At 37.5% G+C, this 17063-nt stretch carries 19 protein-coding genes; 18 read left to right on the top strand and 1 reads right to left on the bottom strand.

Annotated features, from left to right (window positions below):
- Nucleotides 1-28: 28 nt before the first annotated feature.
- The 9 genes from MKY27_RS03280 to flgL all read left to right on the top strand — a co-directional run bounded on the left by MKY27_RS03280 (nucleotide 29) and on the right by flgL (nucleotide 8482).
- Nucleotides 29-544, top strand: a complete 516-nt coding sequence (locus tag MKY27_RS03280) for a nuclear transport factor 2 family protein (RefSeq protein ID WP_339197703.1) — start codon at nucleotides 29-31, stop codon at nucleotides 542-544.
- A 177-nt stretch (nucleotides 545-721) separates the two neighbouring features.
- A complete protein-coding gene (locus MKY27_RS03285) occupies nucleotides 722-1564 on the top strand; it encodes a DegV family protein (protein ID WP_339197706.1) in 843 nt (280 codons plus the stop codon).
- 842 nt (nucleotides 1565-2406) lie between these two features.
- Nucleotides 2407-3504 carry a DEAD/DEAH box helicase family protein gene (locus MKY27_RS03290; protein WP_339197708.1) on the top strand — a complete coding sequence of 366 codons (1098 nt, stop codon included), beginning with the start codon at nucleotides 2407-2409 and terminating at the stop codon, nucleotides 3502-3504.
- Entirely contained in the window at nucleotides 3497-4102 is a 606-nt protein-coding gene (locus MKY27_RS03295) for a ComF family protein (protein WP_339197710.1), read from the top strand. The genes MKY27_RS03290 and MKY27_RS03295 overlap by 8 nt, the downstream gene beginning before the upstream one ends.
- Before the next feature lie 101 nt (nucleotides 4103-4203).
- Entirely contained in the window at nucleotides 4204-4614 is a 411-nt protein-coding gene (locus tag MKY27_RS03300; RefSeq protein ID WP_339197712.1) for a TIGR03826 family flagellar region protein, read from the top strand.
- A gap of 313 nt (nucleotides 4615-4927) precedes the next feature.
- Nucleotides 4928-5188 (top strand): flagellar biosynthesis anti-sigma factor FlgM, encoded by a 261-nt coding sequence (flgM, locus tag MKY27_RS03305; protein WP_339197714.1) that lies wholly within the window; start codon nucleotides 4928-4930, stop codon nucleotides 5186-5188.
- A 36-nt stretch (nucleotides 5189-5224) separates the two neighbouring features.
- Complete coding sequence (locus tag MKY27_RS03310; RefSeq protein ID WP_339197716.1) at nucleotides 5225-5728, top strand: flagellar protein FlgN; 504 nt, start codon at nucleotides 5225-5227, stop codon at nucleotides 5726-5728.
- A 91-nt stretch (nucleotides 5729-5819) separates the two neighbouring features.
- Nucleotides 5820-7553: a flagellar hook-associated protein FlgK gene (flgK, locus tag MKY27_RS03315; protein ID WP_339197719.1), complete on the top strand. Its 1734-nt coding sequence runs from the start codon at nucleotides 5820-5822 to the stop codon at nucleotides 7551-7553.
- Nucleotides 7554-7594: 41 nt separating this feature from the next.
- Nucleotides 7595-8482 carry a flagellar hook-associated protein FlgL gene (flgL, locus tag MKY27_RS03320; protein ID WP_339197722.1) on the top strand — a complete coding sequence of 296 codons (888 nt, stop codon included), beginning with the start codon at nucleotides 7595-7597 and terminating at the stop codon, nucleotides 8480-8482.
- On the opposite strand, the gene MKY27_RS03325 is transcribed toward flgL, so the two are convergent.
- Nucleotides 8462-9184 (bottom strand): hypothetical protein, encoded by a 723-nt coding sequence (locus tag MKY27_RS03325; protein ID WP_339197725.1) that lies wholly within the window; start codon nucleotides 9182-9184, stop codon nucleotides 8462-8464. The genes flgL and MKY27_RS03325 overlap by 21 nt on opposite strands.
- A 40-nt stretch (nucleotides 9185-9224) precedes the next feature.
- On the opposite strand from MKY27_RS03325, the gene MKY27_RS03330 reads away from it, so the two are divergent.
- The 9 genes from MKY27_RS03330 to pseH all read left to right on the top strand — a co-directional run bounded on the left by MKY27_RS03330 (nucleotide 9225) and on the right by pseH (nucleotide 17062).
- Complete coding sequence (locus MKY27_RS03330; protein WP_339197726.1) at nucleotides 9225-9791, top strand: DUF6470 family protein; 567 nt, start codon at nucleotides 9225-9227, stop codon at nucleotides 9789-9791.
- Between the two features lie 14 nt (nucleotides 9792-9805).
- Entirely contained in the window at nucleotides 9806-10249 is a 444-nt protein-coding gene (fliW, locus tag MKY27_RS03335) for a flagellar assembly protein FliW (protein ID WP_191702122.1), read from the top strand.
- The gene (gene csrA / locus MKY27_RS03340) at nucleotides 10250-10471 is read left to right on the top strand and encodes a carbon storage regulator CsrA (protein WP_336046889.1); all 222 of its coding nucleotides are present in this window, start codon (nucleotides 10250-10252) and stop codon (nucleotides 10469-10471) included. It abuts the gene before it with no gap.
- 244 nt (nucleotides 10472-10715) lie between these two features.
- Nucleotides 10716-11528 carry a flagellin gene (locus MKY27_RS03345; protein ID WP_191702124.1) on the top strand — a complete coding sequence of 271 codons (813 nt, stop codon included), beginning with the start codon at nucleotides 10716-10718 and terminating at the stop codon, nucleotides 11526-11528.
- Between the two features lie 295 nt (nucleotides 11529-11823).
- The gene (locus MKY27_RS03350) at nucleotides 11824-13173 is read left to right on the top strand and encodes an IS1182 family transposase (protein WP_339197731.1); all 1350 of its coding nucleotides are present in this window, start codon (nucleotides 11824-11826) and stop codon (nucleotides 13171-13173) included.
- Nucleotides 13174-13478: 305 nt separating this feature from the next.
- Entirely contained in the window at nucleotides 13479-15155 is a 1677-nt protein-coding gene (locus MKY27_RS03355) for a 6-hydroxymethylpterin diphosphokinase MptE-like protein (protein WP_339197734.1), read from the top strand.
- Complete coding sequence (locus tag MKY27_RS03360) at nucleotides 15152-15502, top strand: hypothetical protein (RefSeq protein WP_339197737.1); 351 nt, start codon at nucleotides 15152-15154, stop codon at nucleotides 15500-15502. Before MKY27_RS03355 ends, MKY27_RS03360 begins: the two co-directional genes overlap by 4 nt.
- Before the next feature lie 13 nt (nucleotides 15503-15515).
- Complete coding sequence (pseB, locus tag MKY27_RS03365) at nucleotides 15516-16478, top strand: UDP-N-acetylglucosamine 4,6-dehydratase (inverting) (protein WP_339197739.1); 963 nt, start codon at nucleotides 15516-15518, stop codon at nucleotides 16476-16478.
- A gap of 41 nt (nucleotides 16479-16519) precedes the next feature.
- The gene (gene pseH, locus MKY27_RS03370) at nucleotides 16520-17062 is read left to right on the top strand and encodes a UDP-4-amino-4,6-dideoxy-N-acetyl-beta-L-altrosamine N-acetyltransferase (protein WP_339197741.1); all 543 of its coding nucleotides are present in this window, start codon (nucleotides 16520-16522) and stop codon (nucleotides 17060-17062) included.
- Nucleotide 17063 lies beyond the last annotated feature (1 nt).

Consider the following 17063-nt stretch of genomic DNA (forward strand, 5'->3'; position numbering starts at 1 on the left):
AAAATGTTTTGCGGGAGGTTGTAAAATTATGAAAAAATGGTTGGTAGCTGTACTAGCGGTTTTTGTACTGGCAGCTTGCGGGAATGAACAAGAAGCTTCACCTGAAAATCTGCAGAAAACGATCGACGAAGGTACTGTAGGCTTTGAAATGATGGGTGATTCAATTCAGGAAGAGGCAGATGTCCCGGAGGAAGAAAAAAATAATATTATATCTGCGTTTAATGAATATATTGCAGCCTTTAATGAAAAAGATTTAGAACGTTATAAAAATATAATTTCCAAAAATGCGTCAGGTTTTAATTATGACGAAGATATCGAAGCGGTCTCCGACGTGTTTAATCAATATGATGTAAAACGTACGGCCGAAGATATTACGATTGTAAAATACAGCGACGATGAAGCCCAAGTATTTTCCAATTTAACGACAGAAACGAAAGAAATCGATACAGGTGCAGAACTATCCGGTGTCGGCCGTCAAGTAACGGTTTTAAAGAAGGAAGACGGTTGGAAAGTTTCGAGCATCTATTATATCGGCAGTGAATAAAATCTTATCTTCTATAATATATAGTAAAAACATCTTGCCCGAATGGATGCCAAGATGTTTTTTTTCATATAGTGGTGAAGATGAGAATGTGTGGAGTTCCCTATAAGAAAGGCAAAATACCGTTCACAATTATAGTGAGTTCATGTAAACTAGTGAACATAGGAGAGTGGGAGAGCGATGAAAACAGCAATTGTTACAGATAGTACAGCCTATTTAACACTTGAAGAACGAAATTCGTACAATGTCCATATGATACCTCTAAGTGTAAACATTGAAGGAACATTTTACGATGAAGAGATTGATATTACAGCTTCAGAATTTTACGACCGTGTGCGCGGTGCAGCGGAGTTTCCGAAAACAACGCAACCGTCTGTCGGAAAATTTGTCGAGCTTTTTGAAACTTTAGGAAAAGATTATGATGAAATTGTAACGATTCACTTATCAAGCGGAATCAGCGGAACTTTCCAGGGTGCTGTCCAAGCGGGCGCAATGGTGGAAGGCGTAAACGTTCACGCATTTGATTCGGAAGTTGCAGCCTACTTGCAGGGCTTCTATGTAAAAGAAGCTGCTAAACTTGCATCGGAAGGCGCTTCAGGCGAGCAGATTATGGCACACTTGAATGATTTGAAAAATTCAATGGATGATTATATTATTGTCGACGATTTACAGCATCTGCAGCGCGGCGGTCGTTTATCAGCAGCAGCCGCATTAATCGGCGGACTGCTTCAAGTAAAACCGATTTTAACATTCCAGAACAAAGTCATCGTGCCATTCGAAAAAATCCGTACACGCAAAAAAGCACTACGCCGAGTGGAAGAACAACTCGCTTCAGCAGTCAAAAAGCACGGAGCTCTTCAAGCAACAGTTATTCACGCCAACTGCGAAGATGAAGCACGCGAATGGATGAAGTCTCTGGAAGCGGCTTATCCAACAGTCGATTTCACACTAAGCTACTTCGGTCCGGTAATTGGCACACACCTAGGTGAAGGTGCGATTGCGATGGGATGGATTAAGAAATAATTTTGTTTTTAGGCTTAACAGTCACTACTTCTTAGGGAGAGTGGCTGTTTTTTTGTTTTTGGTGGGGAGGTGGGTCGCGGCGAGGGATATTAGAAGTTTGTGGGTGGAAAGTAGAACACGGGCCGGGGAAAGTAGAAAATTTCCGGTAGAAAGTGGAATGTGAGCAGGGATAAGTAGAAGCGGCTGTCGTTATTAGAAGTTAGTGGGCGGAAAGTAGAAAGTTTTTCTCAGAAAGTAGACAGTTTTGAGTCGAAAGTAGAATGTGAACGGAGAGAAGTAGAAACGGTTGTCGGTATTAGAAGTTTTTGGCTGGAATGTGGAAACTTCTTCACGGAAAGTAGACAGTTTTAAGGTGAAAGTGGAACGTAAAGGGGAGAAAGTAGAACTTTTAGAGTGAAAAGTAGAAAGTTTTTTAAGTAATGTGGAAAGTAGAATTTTTTATTGTTAGCTCAATATCGATATCATCAAAATCAAACAAAGGAGCGGAAATTATGTCTGCAATCTCAAAGAAAAAACGCTATCGACTAATCAACCCTTTCAATATTTCAGGCAAACAAAATTCGCCAACCCATATTAGATACTCTGGTCTGATTTTGGAACCAGCAATCACAAATTTCTTCACCGGCCGGATCTGGTCGCGAAACCATACCCCATTTCCTCGGCAAAAAATCGAAACCTATATCAATCGTGGCTTTTTTGAAACGGTCCCCGCCGTCACTACAAAACCAAAGTTGATTTGCCGTCGTTGTCTAAATGAGAAATCACATAAATTCGTTTCCTTTTTCTGTGCAAAGTGCCAAAAAATCTGTCACTATTGCCGGCACTGTATTACGATGGGACGAATGTGCAGTTGTGATGAGCTGATTATCTGGAAAGGAACTGGCACCCGAAAACAAAAATCACAAGTTCAATTTGTATTGAACGGTAACCTGACGTCTCACCAGAAAAAAGCAGCAGATGAACTTGCAGAAAGTATTTCACAAAACAGAAATCACCTATTAGAGGCGGTTTGTGGTGCTGGAAAAACAGAGATTCTTTTTTCTGCAATATACGATTCACTTAAAGCAGGTAAAAGAGTTTGTGTGGCAACACCTAGGACAGATGTAGTCTTAGAGCTGTATCCACGTTTTCAAAAGGTGTTTCAAAAGATTACGATCCATGCACTTTACGGCGGCACGGAAACTAACTCTCAGTTCGCGCAACTTGTCCTGTCAACGACACATCAGCTATACCGGTTTGAGCAGGCATTTGATGTTATGATTGTCGATGAAGCGGATGCATTTCCGTACACGTATGATGAGGCGTTGCAGCGTGCAGTAATGAAAGCGAAAAAACCGGATGCCCCGATTGCATTCGTTACAGCCACTCCATCAAATAAATTGCTCCTGCAGCCAAAAATAGAAAACTGGGGCTACTCGTTTATTGCAAGAAGGTTCCATGGCCATCCTTTACCGATACCTCGATTCCAGGCCCTCTGGAATTATGAAAAGACACTTCAGAAAAATAAAATTCCACAAAAGCTCCAAGCCTGGCTGTACCAAAGACTTCAAAAAAACGAACCCTTTCTTATTTTCTTCCCGACAATCGAATTAATGGAACAAGCAAAACCGCTGATTCAAAAAATAGAATCTACTATTGAAAGTGTCCATTCCGAAGACCCCGACCGGAAAGAAAAAGTTCTGCAATTGCGCAATGAACAACGAAAAGGTCTATTAACTACGACTATATTGGAACGCGGAATAACAATTAAGAATGTTCAGGTTGCTGTAGTCGGTGCAGAAAATCCTATCTTCACCTCCAGTGCGCTTATTCAAATTAGCGGAAGAGTTGGACGGAATGTACAGTACCCTAAAGGTGATATCGTATTTTTCCATCATGGCATCACGATGGAAATGGACCGTGCACGCAAAAAAATCTTGGAGATGAATCGCCATGAATAAGCCGATCCGGAATTGTCTCTTATGTGATCGTGAGCTTCAACAAAATATCGGATGGAAGGAACTGCTTCTAAATACACTGCCTCAAACTATTTGTCCCCGCTGTGAACAGCGCTTTCAACGAATTGAGCACCAACAGGAAGAAAGCGTCGTATCTTTATTTACCTATAATGAAGCGATGAAAGATTATCTGCACCGTTATAAGTTTCTGCACGATATACTCCTTGCGAAAGTATTCAGCAAAACCCTCCACGAACAGCTTAAAGACGAAACCCGCCTTATTATCCCGATTCCAATGCACCCTGAAAACTTGAAACTTAGAACATTTGCGCATATCGATGAATTGCTAAAAGCGGCGAAAATCCCATTTGCCCACCAATTAATAAAGCTTTCGAAGGAACAGCAATCACTTAAAACAAGAGAAGAACGCCTAAAAACCCCGCAACTATTTAAAGTTATCAACCCGACTGCAATAAAAAATAAAAATTTACTTGTAGTGGACGATATTTATACTACAGGGACGACTTTAAACCATGCGAAGAAGGCGCTTCTGGAAGCGGGAGCGAAAACAGTGAAAGGATTCACATTAATTCATGGGTAAAATCCGAACCTATTAAGATGTTGGGAAGTTGTCAATTTAAATTATCGAAGCATTTTGTATAATGAATGTAAAGTAGATTGTACGAAGAAGGAGGGCTCAAAATGGCTGAATTAAGAAATTGCCCGGAATGTAATGCTTTTTTTAACTACACTGGCTTGAGGGAAGTTTGCCATAACTGTGCACAAAAAGAAGAGGATTTGTATCAGGAAGTATATCGTTTCCTTCGTAAGCGTGAAAACCGTGCAGCAAATGTTGACCGTATTGTAGAGGCGACAGGAGTTGAGCGTGATTTGCTTTATAAATGGGTACGAAAAGGTCGTTTACACCCGGCGATGTTTCCAAACCTCGGATATCCATGCGATAACTGTGGAAGGATTACAAATTCAGGTAAGTTATGTGAAAAGTGTCAAAATGAATTAAAATCAGAGTTGCGAACTTTTGATGCCGCAAAAGAGTTTCGTGATGATATTGAACGTCGTGAACGTGGAACATATCTTTCTGAGAAAAAATAATTGTCTAAAACGGAGTCGTTTAAATAGGACTTCGTTTTTATTTTCAGTAAAATGAACATAATAATATACTACATAAGTCCAGTTTTTTGTACTGAAGCATAAACAATTGGTAAAAGCAGTCGAAATAAAATGTAGACGAAGCTTTTAACTTTATTAGCTGAAAGAAGTTTAAGCCCCGCGCGTAAGTCGAAGGTTCGGTTATTTGAAGTTAACCTAAAATCGCCGCGTCGTGCGACAACGGTTAACTGATTCACATCGTGTGGACGTAAAGCCGAATCGAGGCAAAAATGATTTTAAGAGGAGGTCTATAAATATGAAGATTAATCCAATAGGTTTACAAGCGATCAATAATTACAATAAGCAAGCACGACCTGTAAAAACAGAAGAAACTCAAAAAACATTTGCAGACCAGATCGAAATTTCAACAAAAGCAAAAGAAATGCAGGCAAATTCGACTTATGCAACTGAACGTGCAGAACGTGTGAAAAAAATCAAAGAAGACATTGATTCAGGAAATTATAAAGTACATGCAAAGCAGGTTGCTGAAGACATGCTGAAATTCTACAAAGGTTAATCACAGAAAATTTATGAGCAAGGGAGCGCTTAATACATGTCAATTGCCAATATTGTCGTCACGCTGGAAAAGCTAGAGAAAATGCATAAAAGTCTACTGGAACTAGCGCTTGCCAAAACGGAATATATTAAGCAAGGTGATATGGAAAAGCTTGATCAGCTCATCAAAAATGAGCAGTCACATGTAGCGGCGATTAACACAATTGAGCAACAGCGTCAGGCGATGGTAACGGATTACCTCCGAGCAAAAGGAATTGCTCTCACTGGCACTCCGTCTGTTGCCGATGTGATAACGGCCGCTGAAAACAGCGAATCTACTCAAAGCCTGGTTAATGTACGGGAACGTTTAGTTGAGTTGCTCAACCAATTAAAGATGCAAAATGATTTGAATCAGAAGCTGGTTATGAACTCACTGCAGTTTATTAACATTACACTGGATGCAATGCGCCCGCAGCAAACAGAGCAGTTCAATTATTCCGGTGCGCAAATACGCGGGAATGCAGAAGTAACGAAACGTTCATTCAATGAATTTAAAGCCTAATCGCATGTAAGCTTCCGCATGCTGCGGGGGCGATACATGCGATTTTTTTTAATACTAAACAGAAATAACAAACTAAAAGGGAGGTCCTACAATGCGTTCAACATTTATGGGACTTGAAGCAAGCAAGCGCGGTCTGTTCACGCAGCAATCGGCTCTTTATACAACAGGACATAATATTTCAAATGCCAATACAGATGGCTATTCACGTCAACGAGTTAATATGGAAACAACACCAGGATTTCCGAGTCCGGGTTTAAATACAGGTAAATCGGCGGGGCATATCGGAACTGGGGTACAGGCACATTCAGTGCAACGTATCCGCGATGAATTCGTAGACCGTCAATACCGCCAAGAAACAAATAAGTTAGGATACTGGCAATCGACAACTAAATCGATTTCACAGATGGAAGATGTGATGTCAGAACCATCAGAGTTTGGGATTAACCAGGCGTTCACTGAATTTTGGAAGTCAATGGAAGATGTTGTAGCTGATCCAAAAGACACGGCAGCACGCCAAGTAATGATTTCAAAAGGGCAGTCCCTTGCTGAATCCTTTAATTATATGGATACACAACTGAAGCAAATCCAAGGCAATATTGGTAATGAAGTTAACGTTATTACAGATAAAGTAAACAGTTTATTGAAACAAATTGCTGACCTGAACAAGCAAATCCAAGCGGTTGAACCTAATGGATATATGCCAAATGATTTATATGATGCGCGTGACGTTTTAGTAGATCAGTTAAATGATATTATTCCTGTCTCAATTTCTTTTGAAAAGTCCGGCGGTAATGCATTGGAAATCGCTGAAGGAAGCATGACGATTACTTTTAAAGATACAAATGGTAATTCAATTGATTTAGTTCGTGGCAAAGAAGCAGGGAACTTGTCTGCTGTTGGTAAAGAATTGAATGCTGATGGTACGCCTATGCTAGATGCAAATGGTAACCAAATATATAAAAAAATTGATGGTGATGTAGACAACACTCAAACAGGAGAGTTTTCAGCATTTAGCCATATTACTATGACCAGTGCACTAATCCCTAACCCGGCTTACGATAAAAATGATCCGGCCATTTCTGATGATCCAAATGATCCGGCCTATGTCCCAAAACTGATTACAGTAACTAACAATATAAACCATAACGGACTTGAATCAAGCAAAGGTAAATTAGCAGCGCTGATTGATGCCTATGGTTATGAAAATCCAGCTGGTGAAGTAGTTGGTATTTATCCGGACATGTTAAATAAAATTGATAGTTTGGCTAAAGAGTTTATAACTGAGTTCAATTCAATTCACGGAAAAGGTGTAGATCTAAATGGTCTGCAAGGAGAGAACTTTTTCAGTGGTACAAATGCAAGAGATATAACAGTAGCTATAACAGACCCTAAAAAAATTGCAGCAGCGGGTGATTTGGAACCAATAATTGATCCGGCTACAAATACTCAAGCAACTGACCCGGTTACAGGTTTATTATTGTTTAAATCCGAGGAAGGGAACAATAAAAACATGTTGGCCTTGTCTAAATTACAATCTGCAGTACAAGGGAATCTGCAGGGCGGTACATTCCAATCGTTCTACAAATCATTAATTGGTGAATTAGGGGTAAAAGGTCAACAAGCAATAACGATGGAATATAATTCGACGACATTACGTCTACAAATTGAAAATAACCGTGCGTCCCATAATTCTGTATCATTGGATGAAGAAATGACAAATATGATTACATTCCAGCAAGCATACAATGCGAACGCACGTATGATTACCGTAATTGATGAAACATTAGATAAAATAATTAATGGCATGGGCCGCGTAGGTTTATAATATACATTCTAAATTAAACAATTAGGAAGAAGGCAATATAAATGCGTGTTACACAATCAATGTTGTCCAGCAATATGCTTCGTAACCTAAATACAAGCTATGGCAAAATGAGTAAATTGCAAGAGCAAATAAATTCTGGAAAAGTTATAAATCGTCCATCTGATGACCCGGTAATAGCGGTAAAAGGAATGGGTTATCGTGTAGATATAGATAAAATTGAGCAATTTCAACGTAATATGAATACAGCGCATAATTGGCTGGATTCATCAGATGAAGCATTAGATCAGGTGGGGAATGCTTTACACCGTGTACAGGAACTAGTAACACAGGCTGCAAATGATTCGAATACTGCAGATGAACGTCAAAAAATCCAAGTGGAAATCGAACAAATTCAACAGCAAATGCGTGATTTAGCGAATACAAAAATTGGTGAGAATTATATTTTTTCAGGGACTAATACAAGTTCTCCCCTCTTTCCGGACTCTACATCAAATGTTATGTCTGCTGGAACGGGTTTAAATAAATCAGTAGAAATCAATGTATTCGATGGAATTACAATGCAAGTCAATACACCGGGAGTAGGTTTATTCAAAGGTATAGATGATATGATGCAAAGTGTATCAGATGCATTAAATAACCCAGCCTCAACAGGTCAAGAAATTGGCGATTTATTGGGGGATATTCAAGGACAAACAAATGTCGTTCTTGAACAACGGGCTATCATCGGTGCAAGACAAAACCGAGCGGAACTGATGGAAAATCGATTGTCAATAAGTGAAGTAAATATCACAAAACAATTATCCCAAAATGAAGATACAGATTATGCAAAAGCTATTACAGAAATGACAACTGCCGAATCAATTCACCAAGCATCACTATCAGTAGGGGCAAAGATTATTCAGCAAACACTAGTAGATTTCATCCGTTAGATGAAATCTACTAGTGTTCTGCACCGAAAGCGAAGCGACAGGTGCAAACGATTTTAAAAAGATTTCATCCGTTAGATGAAATCTACTAGTGTTCTGCACCGAAAGCGAAGCGACAGGTGCAAACGATTTTAAAAAGACTTCATCCGTTAGATGAAATCTACTAGTGTTCTGCACCGAAAGCGAAGCGACAGGTGCAAACGATTTTAAAAAGATTTCATCCGTTAGATGAAATCTACTAGTGTTCTGCACCGAAAGCGAAGCGACAGGTGCAAACGATTTTAAAAAGATTTCATCCGTTAGATGAAATCTACTAGTGTTCTGCACCGAAAGCGAAGCGACAGGTGCAAACGATTTTAAAAAGATTTCATCCGTTAGATGAAATCTACTAGTGTTCTGCACCGAAAGCGAAGCGACAGGTGCAAACGATTTTAAAAAGATTTCATCCGTTAGATGAAATCTACTAGTGTTCTGCACCGAAAGCGAAGCGACAGGTGCAAACGATTTTAAAAAGATTTCATCCGTTAGATGAAATCTACTAGTGTTCTGCACCGAAAGCGAAGCGACAGGTGCAAACGGATTAAAAAAGATTTCATCCGTTAGATGAAATCTACTAGTGTTCTGCACCGAAAGCGAAGCGACAGGTGCAAACGATTTTAAAAAGATTTCATCCGTTAGTGAATATACTATAAAGCGTTTGGACATGTTCCAAGCGCTTTTATTGAACAGAAGGGAGATATTTAAAATGCGAATCCCACAAATTCAAATCTCGACAACAGATATACAGATGGATTATACAATTACAAAGCCGTTCCAACAAATTAAGCAACCCAAAGCCAATTTACAGATTTCACAACCTGCGGCTACAGTCGAAATTAATACGACAAATGCGAAGCTGGATATTAATATGGATCAATTGTGGCGTGATTTAGGGTTAAAGCCTAATCATGAGCTGATTAAAGAGTATGCACAAAAAGGAAATCAGGAAATGTTGAAAGGCATTTCAAAACGGGTTCGCGAAGGGGAACAACTGATGCAGAGTGCCGGTAAAAATCAAGGGCGCGCAACGATTCAGAATATAGCCAAGCAAAATCATGGCCCGCAACGTCCAGGTCCGTATAATATTAAATTTATACCTTCCTTTGGGGCTGTTAAAGTGAATATTATACCGGGGACAACGGATATAAATATTACTAAAAATGCACCGGAAATTGACGTACAAGTGAACAAGCCGAAGCTGGACTTCACTTATGGTAAAGTTAATGGAAAAATGATGGTAAGGCCGGATGTCGAAATTGACGTTATCGGCTAAAAGGAGCGGAACCAATGAACATTCAAACAAAATTTTTAGGCGAAGTAGAAATAGAGCAATCAGAAATACTTACATTCGAACAAGGCTTACCTGGGTTTCAACAATATACGAAATACATCCTTTTAGGGTTAGATGCTGATTTACCTATTGCCTTATTACAATCGACTGAAGATGAGCAAATTGGTTTTGTTGTAGGGTATCCATTTGCCTTTAAATCCGATTATACCTTTGATTTAAGCGAGGAAGACAAAGAACAGTTACAGCTAATGGAAGAAAGTGAAGTCGCAACATATACGGTCATCACATTAAAAGAAAATTTCACGGATTCTACAATTAACTTACTTGCGCCAATTATCATCAATACGAAACAAAAGCTAGGCAAACAAATTGTCCTACAGGATAGCGAGAAATACCCATTACGTTATCAAATCGCCATTTCTGAAGGAAGTGAAAAATAAATGCTAGTCTTAACACGAAAAAAAGGCGAAACAATTATGATTGGCGACCAAATTGAAGTGAAAGTTATTTCTGTTGATGGAGACCAAGTAAAGTTGGGGATTGTGGCTCCAAAGTCTGTTAAGGTTCATCGTTCTGAAGTATTTGAAGCGATTCAGCAGCAAAATAAAGAGGCTATGGCTAGTTCAATTGATATGTTGAAGCAATTTAAAATAAAAAAATAAATGTAGAAGTCTTATGGTGGAAAATGATATTTTTCTACGATGAGGCTTTTTTAATTTATATTTTTTCCATTTATAGTTTTGTCCGAATGGTCATTTTAAAAAAATATTAAATAATTTATTTAAAAACTATTAAACATTTCAAACTAGTTACGATATATATAATGTAAGGCAGAGGTACTAGCCAATGCCAAGCTTTCCCACAAGGATGTGGGTCATATAAAAACAATTCAAGGAGGAATTCCAAATGAGAATTCAACATAACATTTCAGCTTTAAACACACACCGTAACCTTTCTTTCAACAACACAGAGGCTTCTAAAAACTTAGAGAAGTTATCTTCAGGTTACAAAATCAACCGTGCTGGCGATGACGCTGCAGGTCTTTCAATCTCTGAAAAAATGCGTGGACAAATTCGCGGTCTTGATATGGCGACTAAAAACGCTCAAGATTCAATCTCTTTAATCCAAACTGCTGAGGGTGCGTTAAACGAAACTCACTCAATCTTACAACGTATGCGTGAATTAGCGGTACAATCTGCAAACGATACAAACGTTGATGCTGACCGTGGCGCATTACAAAAAGAAGTAACAGCACTTTTAAGTGAAGTTACTCGTATCGCAGAAGATACAGAGTTCAATACTCAAACATTATTAGCAGGTGCATTCACGGATAAAGTATTCCACATCGGTGCTAATGCTGATCAATCGATTGAATTAAGCATTGAGAGCATGAAAGCTGCTGACTTAGGCATTGATGGTGTTGATATTGCAACTCAAGCTGGTGCTAACACTGCGATTACAACGGTTAATAATGCATTATCTACAGTTTCAACTCAACGTTCTGCACTAGGTGCTGTTCAAAACCGTTTAGAGCACACTATCAACAACTTAGGTGCTACATCTGAAAACTTAACAGCTGCTGAGTCTCGTATCCGTGACACAGATATGGCTAAAGAAATGATGGGCTTCACTAAAAACAACATCTTAATGCAAGCAGCTCAATCTATGTTAGCTCAAGCTAACCAACAACCACAAGGCGTATTACAATTATTAGGTTAATTTTAATACCGTTAAACGGCCTCCTTTTTGGAGGCCGTTTCAGACTGTAGACAAACTCGAAGAAATTCGAGTTTGCCTACAGTCTTTTTTGTTTTAAAATAAAGTTAACTGATGAAAACCGTTGATTTCCATTCCAGGGGACGCGTTTCGCGGGCGGGTGCCAATCCTCCTCGTCGCTATGCTCCTGCGGTGTATCGGCAGTCCCGCTTTTCCCGCAGAAGTCGCCCCTTCCATTCCAATCAACTTGATCTATTCTTTCTAATATAGTTTATCTAAATCAAAGAGGTGTCCCGATATGATGACTAAAAACCAAATGAATGAACGTAATCAATTAGAAATGTTGACGATTGAACAACTTGTCCCAGAAAATCATCTCGTACGTAAATTAGAGGCAGCCATTGACTTTTCGTTTGTATATCCATTAGTTGAAAACTTATATTCACCTTTCGGTAGACCAAGTATTGATCCTGTTGTCTTATTTAAAATGACAATGATTCAATACGTTTTTGGTATTCGTTCGATGCGTCAAACGATTAAGGAAATTGAAACGAATGTAGCGTACCGCTGGTTTTTAGGCTTCGGGTTTCATACAGAAGTGCCTCACTTCTCAACGTTTGGCAAAAATTATACACGGCGTTTTGAGGATACAGATGTATTTGAACAGATTTTCTATCGCATCTTGAAAGAAATTGTGGATGCGGGTTTATTATCAGCTGACCATATCTTTATTGATTCCACGCATGTGAAGGCAAGTGCGAATAAACGAAAATTTGATAAGAAGATGGTTCGAAAAGAGACACGTGCTTATGAAGAAAAGCTACAAGAAGAGTTAAACATAGACCGTGAAAAGAACGGGAAAAAGCCGTTTCCACCGGAGAAGTTTGAAAAGGAAGAATGGAAAGAAATCAAAGAGAGCACAACGGACCCTGAAAGTGGTTACTATGTGAAGGACGAACGGACAAAACAATTTGCCTATTCATTTCATGCAGCGACAGATGAACGTGGCTTTGTATTAGGAACGATTGTGACACCGGGCAATATCCATGATAGTCATATGCTGCAACCGCTTGTTGAAAAGGTCATTCATCGTGTGAAAAAGCCTCTGGCTGTTGCTGCGGATGCGGCTTATAAAACACCTGCGATTACGAACTTTTTACTAGAAAATCAAATGTTGCCTGTTCTTCCTTATACAAGACCGAAAACGAAAGATGGCTTCTTCCGTAAACATGAGTATGTCTATGATGAACATTATGATTGCTATATTTGCCCGAATGACGAGATGTTGCGCTATACAACGACGACGAAAGAAGGCTATCGCCAATACAAATCGAATCCAGCGGTTTGTGCGGATTGCCCATTTCTAGCACAATGTACGGAAAGTAAAAATCATACGAAAATGATTCAGCGACATATTTGGGCAGATTATCTAGAAAAAGCCGAACATCTTCGTCATCATCATGAAATTAAATCCATTTATGCAAAACGAAAAGAGACGGTTGAACGTGTCTTTGCGGATGCGAAAGAGAAGCATGGTATGCGATGGACAACGCTAAGAGGCATTAAAAAATTGTCCATGCAGGCGATGCTTACTTTTGCTGCCATGAATTTAAAGAAACTTGCCACATGGACTTGGCAAGGGGCTTAATAGAGGGTATATTCCCTCGAAGAGGAGAACTTTTACAAAACTTCGGGACCTAATTTGATAAAAGAAATGACAAAAGGCATCGAGAGACGAGCTCTCGATGCCTTTTGTCGACAATCTGAAACGGCCTCCTTTTTGGAGGCCGTTTTTCTTTTGCTTATAATAAGCAATGGATATACAAAAAGAACCATATGGTATTCACACATCCTCCATATTTTAAAACTAAAACCAGTATAGTTTGATATCCTTTTAATAACAGTTAATTTACTATTCATTTTGTCGATACTATATATGAAAGAGGTGGCAACATGACTTTGGCAATTGAGAAAGAAGTTTCGAAAGTTGGAACTGAAACTGTAAAAGTGAATGGATTTTACTTACATAGCAAATATAACCCTTTAAGAGAAGCAGAACAAATAGCAAAACAAGAATATAAACCACATCATTTACATATTGTTTTTGGTTATGGCTTAGGTTATATAGTGGATGCACTAATAAAAGAATTTCATTTTAATGAACCGATTTTATTAATCGATCCCTTAATGGAGCATAATTATATAGATGTTTTTAATCCTACTTATAATAGATTTTATTCAGCAAAAGCGAATGATATAGCAAAAATCGTTGATATGGTAGATAAATTATCTTCTTATTCGACAAATGTCCATATCATTACTTCGATAAATTACGATAAATTATTTCCTCTAGAATTAAAAAATGTGCTAGAAATTGTGAAAAATAACCATTATAAACAAGGTTCAAATATTGCCACAGCTAAACATTTCGCAGTAGCATGGCAAAAAAACTTGTTGCTTAATACTAATAATATTTTAAGCGATTATACTTTAGGAAAGTTAGAAAAAGTATATACAGCTCCAGTAGTAATTGCTGCAGGAGGCCCTTCTTTAACAAAGCAGTTAAGTTTATTAAAAGAATATCGAAATAAAATAATCTTAATTTGTGCGGGCTCGACAATTAATGCGTTAATAGCCAATAATATTATGCCTGATTATATCGTTTCCGTTGATGGTGGTGAACCGAATGCAAGACATTTTGAAAGCTTATCATTTAAAAAAGAAGTAAGTTTAATATATGGTCCAACAAATCATTATAAAGTAAGAGAATCTTTTGAAGGAAAGGGTTATGCTTTCATTCCTTCCGTAAAACCGAAGTATAAGGATTATTTCGAAAATCGTTTTTCTAAAAAGTTACCTTTAATACACGGTGGTGGTTCTGTTGCTCATTATGCTTTGTCAATTGCAAAATATATAACTACAGGCCCTATTGCTTTAATTGGGCAAGATTTAGCATTAACGAATGATCAATCCCATGCAACAGGAGTGAAATGCAATAAAAGTGCGAAGGATTTGCCTACAAGTAAAAAGGTTCTAGTAGAAGGGTATTATGGAGAAATGGTAACTACTACCCAAACTTTGAAAATCATGATGAACTCATTCAATGAGCCCCCTCTATTAGATACTGAAAGAAAAAATGTTTGGAATTGTACTGAAGGTGGAGCAAAAATTCATAGCATTGATCAATTAACTTTTGAAGAATTTTTAGAGAAATTTACGAATGAAGAGGCTCCTAAAATTGTTGGAGAAGTTCTAGATCAATCTACACATATAGAAGAAGAGTTTTTTAATACAGAAATTAATAATTATAATAAAATATTAAAATTATTAAAAGAAGGTAGTCAAGTAATCAATAATTCTATAGGATTAAAGCTAACAAGTAATGAGGTAAATAAAATTGGTAAAATAGAAAAAGAACTAAATAACCTATATAAGAAATATAGTTTAGAGACGTTACTTGAACCAATTTTTGATCGTTGTAGTCATGAATATTTACCAAAAGTCAATGAAACGAGCGTAGAGTCAAATCTTAGAGCCAAAAACTATGCACTAGATTTATATACATCTTGTTATCAACAAATTGAGTATTTTATAGAACAGCTCATGTCAAAGGAGAATAAAACAATATGACGGAAAACATTGAAATCGATGAACTAATTGAAGATTTTAATCAATATATTAAACTGGTTGCAACAGGCTCTATAACGATAGCTGAGAGCTTTAGAAATAAACAAGTTGAAATTGCATTGAAAGAAGTAACAAATTTTGTTGAAGGAATGAATTGGTTAATTACGGCAAATAATTATTTCAAAACACAAAATGTGATTTCAATGTTTAATGAACAAAAAATTGTAGGCTTTTTTGAAGAAATTAATGAAGGTTTAACTATGCAAGATTACTTTTTAGTTGCGGATTTATTTGAATATGAAATAGCGCAGTATTTTGCAGACATACCAGTTGTAACAGTAAAAAATTAAAAGAGGTATAGACATGAAAGATAAAGTTGTATTAGTTACAGGTGGCACAGGTTCTTTCGGGAAAAAGTTTACTAAAAAAGCTTTGGAGCTAGGTGTAAAGAAATTAATTATTTTTAGTCGAGATGAGTTAAAACAATATGAAATGAAACAGGAGTTCCAAGATGATAGAATTCGATTCTTCATTGGTGACGTTCGTGATAAAGAGCGTTTATACCGTGCATTTGATGGAGTAGATATTGTTATCCATGCTGCTGCAATGAAGCACGTAGATGCATGTGAATATAATCCATTTGAAGCAATTAAAACTAATATACATGGTGCACAAAATATTGTAGAAGCAGCAATTGATCGTGGAGTAGAGAAGGTAATTGCATTATCTACTGATAAAGCATGTTCGCCTGTAAACTTGTATGGTGCAACAAAATTAGCATCGGATAAGTTATTCGTAGCTGCCAACGCGTATGTTGGGGAAAAGAAAACACAGTTCTCGGTAGTTAGGTATGGTAACGTGGTGGGGAGTAGAGGTAGTGTAGTACCATTCTTCCAAAAAATTAAGCATACTGGTCGAGTGCCAATAACTGATGAGCGTATGACTCGCTTCTGGATTACGCTAGATCAAGGAGTTCAGTTTGTGTTCGATAATTTAGAACGTATGAAGGGCGGCGAAATTTTCGTCCCTAAAATTCCAAGTATGAATATTATGGATTTAGCAAAAGCTATTGCGCCTGAATGTGATATTGACTTTATTGGTATTCGTCCGGGTGAAAAATTACATGAGGCAATGATTATGGAAGATGATGCGCGTCATACGGTTGAATATGATACGTATTATGCAATTTTACCTGAGTTGTCTTGGTGGGAAGAAGAAAATAATGGTGAAGGTAAATCATTACCAGAAGGCTTTGCATATACTAGTGATAATAATACGGAATGGCTAAAAGTTGATGAATTAAAGGAATTAGTTGGTGAAATGTAGTCTTTTGACTACATTTTTTTTAAATGAAAGAAGGCATACATATGAAAAAAAATCTAATGAAGCTTATAGATGTAACTGAAGAACATATAGAGTTAATTTATAATTGGAGAAACCAACCTAACATCCGTTCGGTTATGTACGATAGCGAACCTATAAATTGGGATAAGCATGTAGCTTGGTTTAACTCCATTTTAAAAAATGATATGAAATATGTAAAAATATTTATCTATGATCAAGTACCGTATGGAGTGGGCAATTTCAGCCTTAAAAATAAAAAAAACGAGATCGGTGAGTGGGGCTTTTATATTGGAGAACAAAATGCCCCTAAGGGAATGGGAACAGCTTTAGCTTACAAAATGTTAGAATATATTTTTGAAGATTTAAATATTCGGAAATTATGTGCTGAAGTACTTGAATTTAATGAGAAAAGTATAAGATTCCATGAAAAAGTTGGTTTTCAAAAAGAGGGCATATTAAGAGAACATATATATCTAAACAATTGCTACTGTAATATACATTTATTTAGTTACTTTAAAAAAGACTGGAATAAATCAAAAGCTCAGCTAGAGAAATATTTTAATTAAG

The sequence above is a fragment of the Solibacillus sp. FSL R5-0449 genome (assembly GCF_037975215.1).
Lineage (GTDB): Bacteria > Bacillota > Bacilli > Bacillales_A > Planococcaceae > Solibacillus.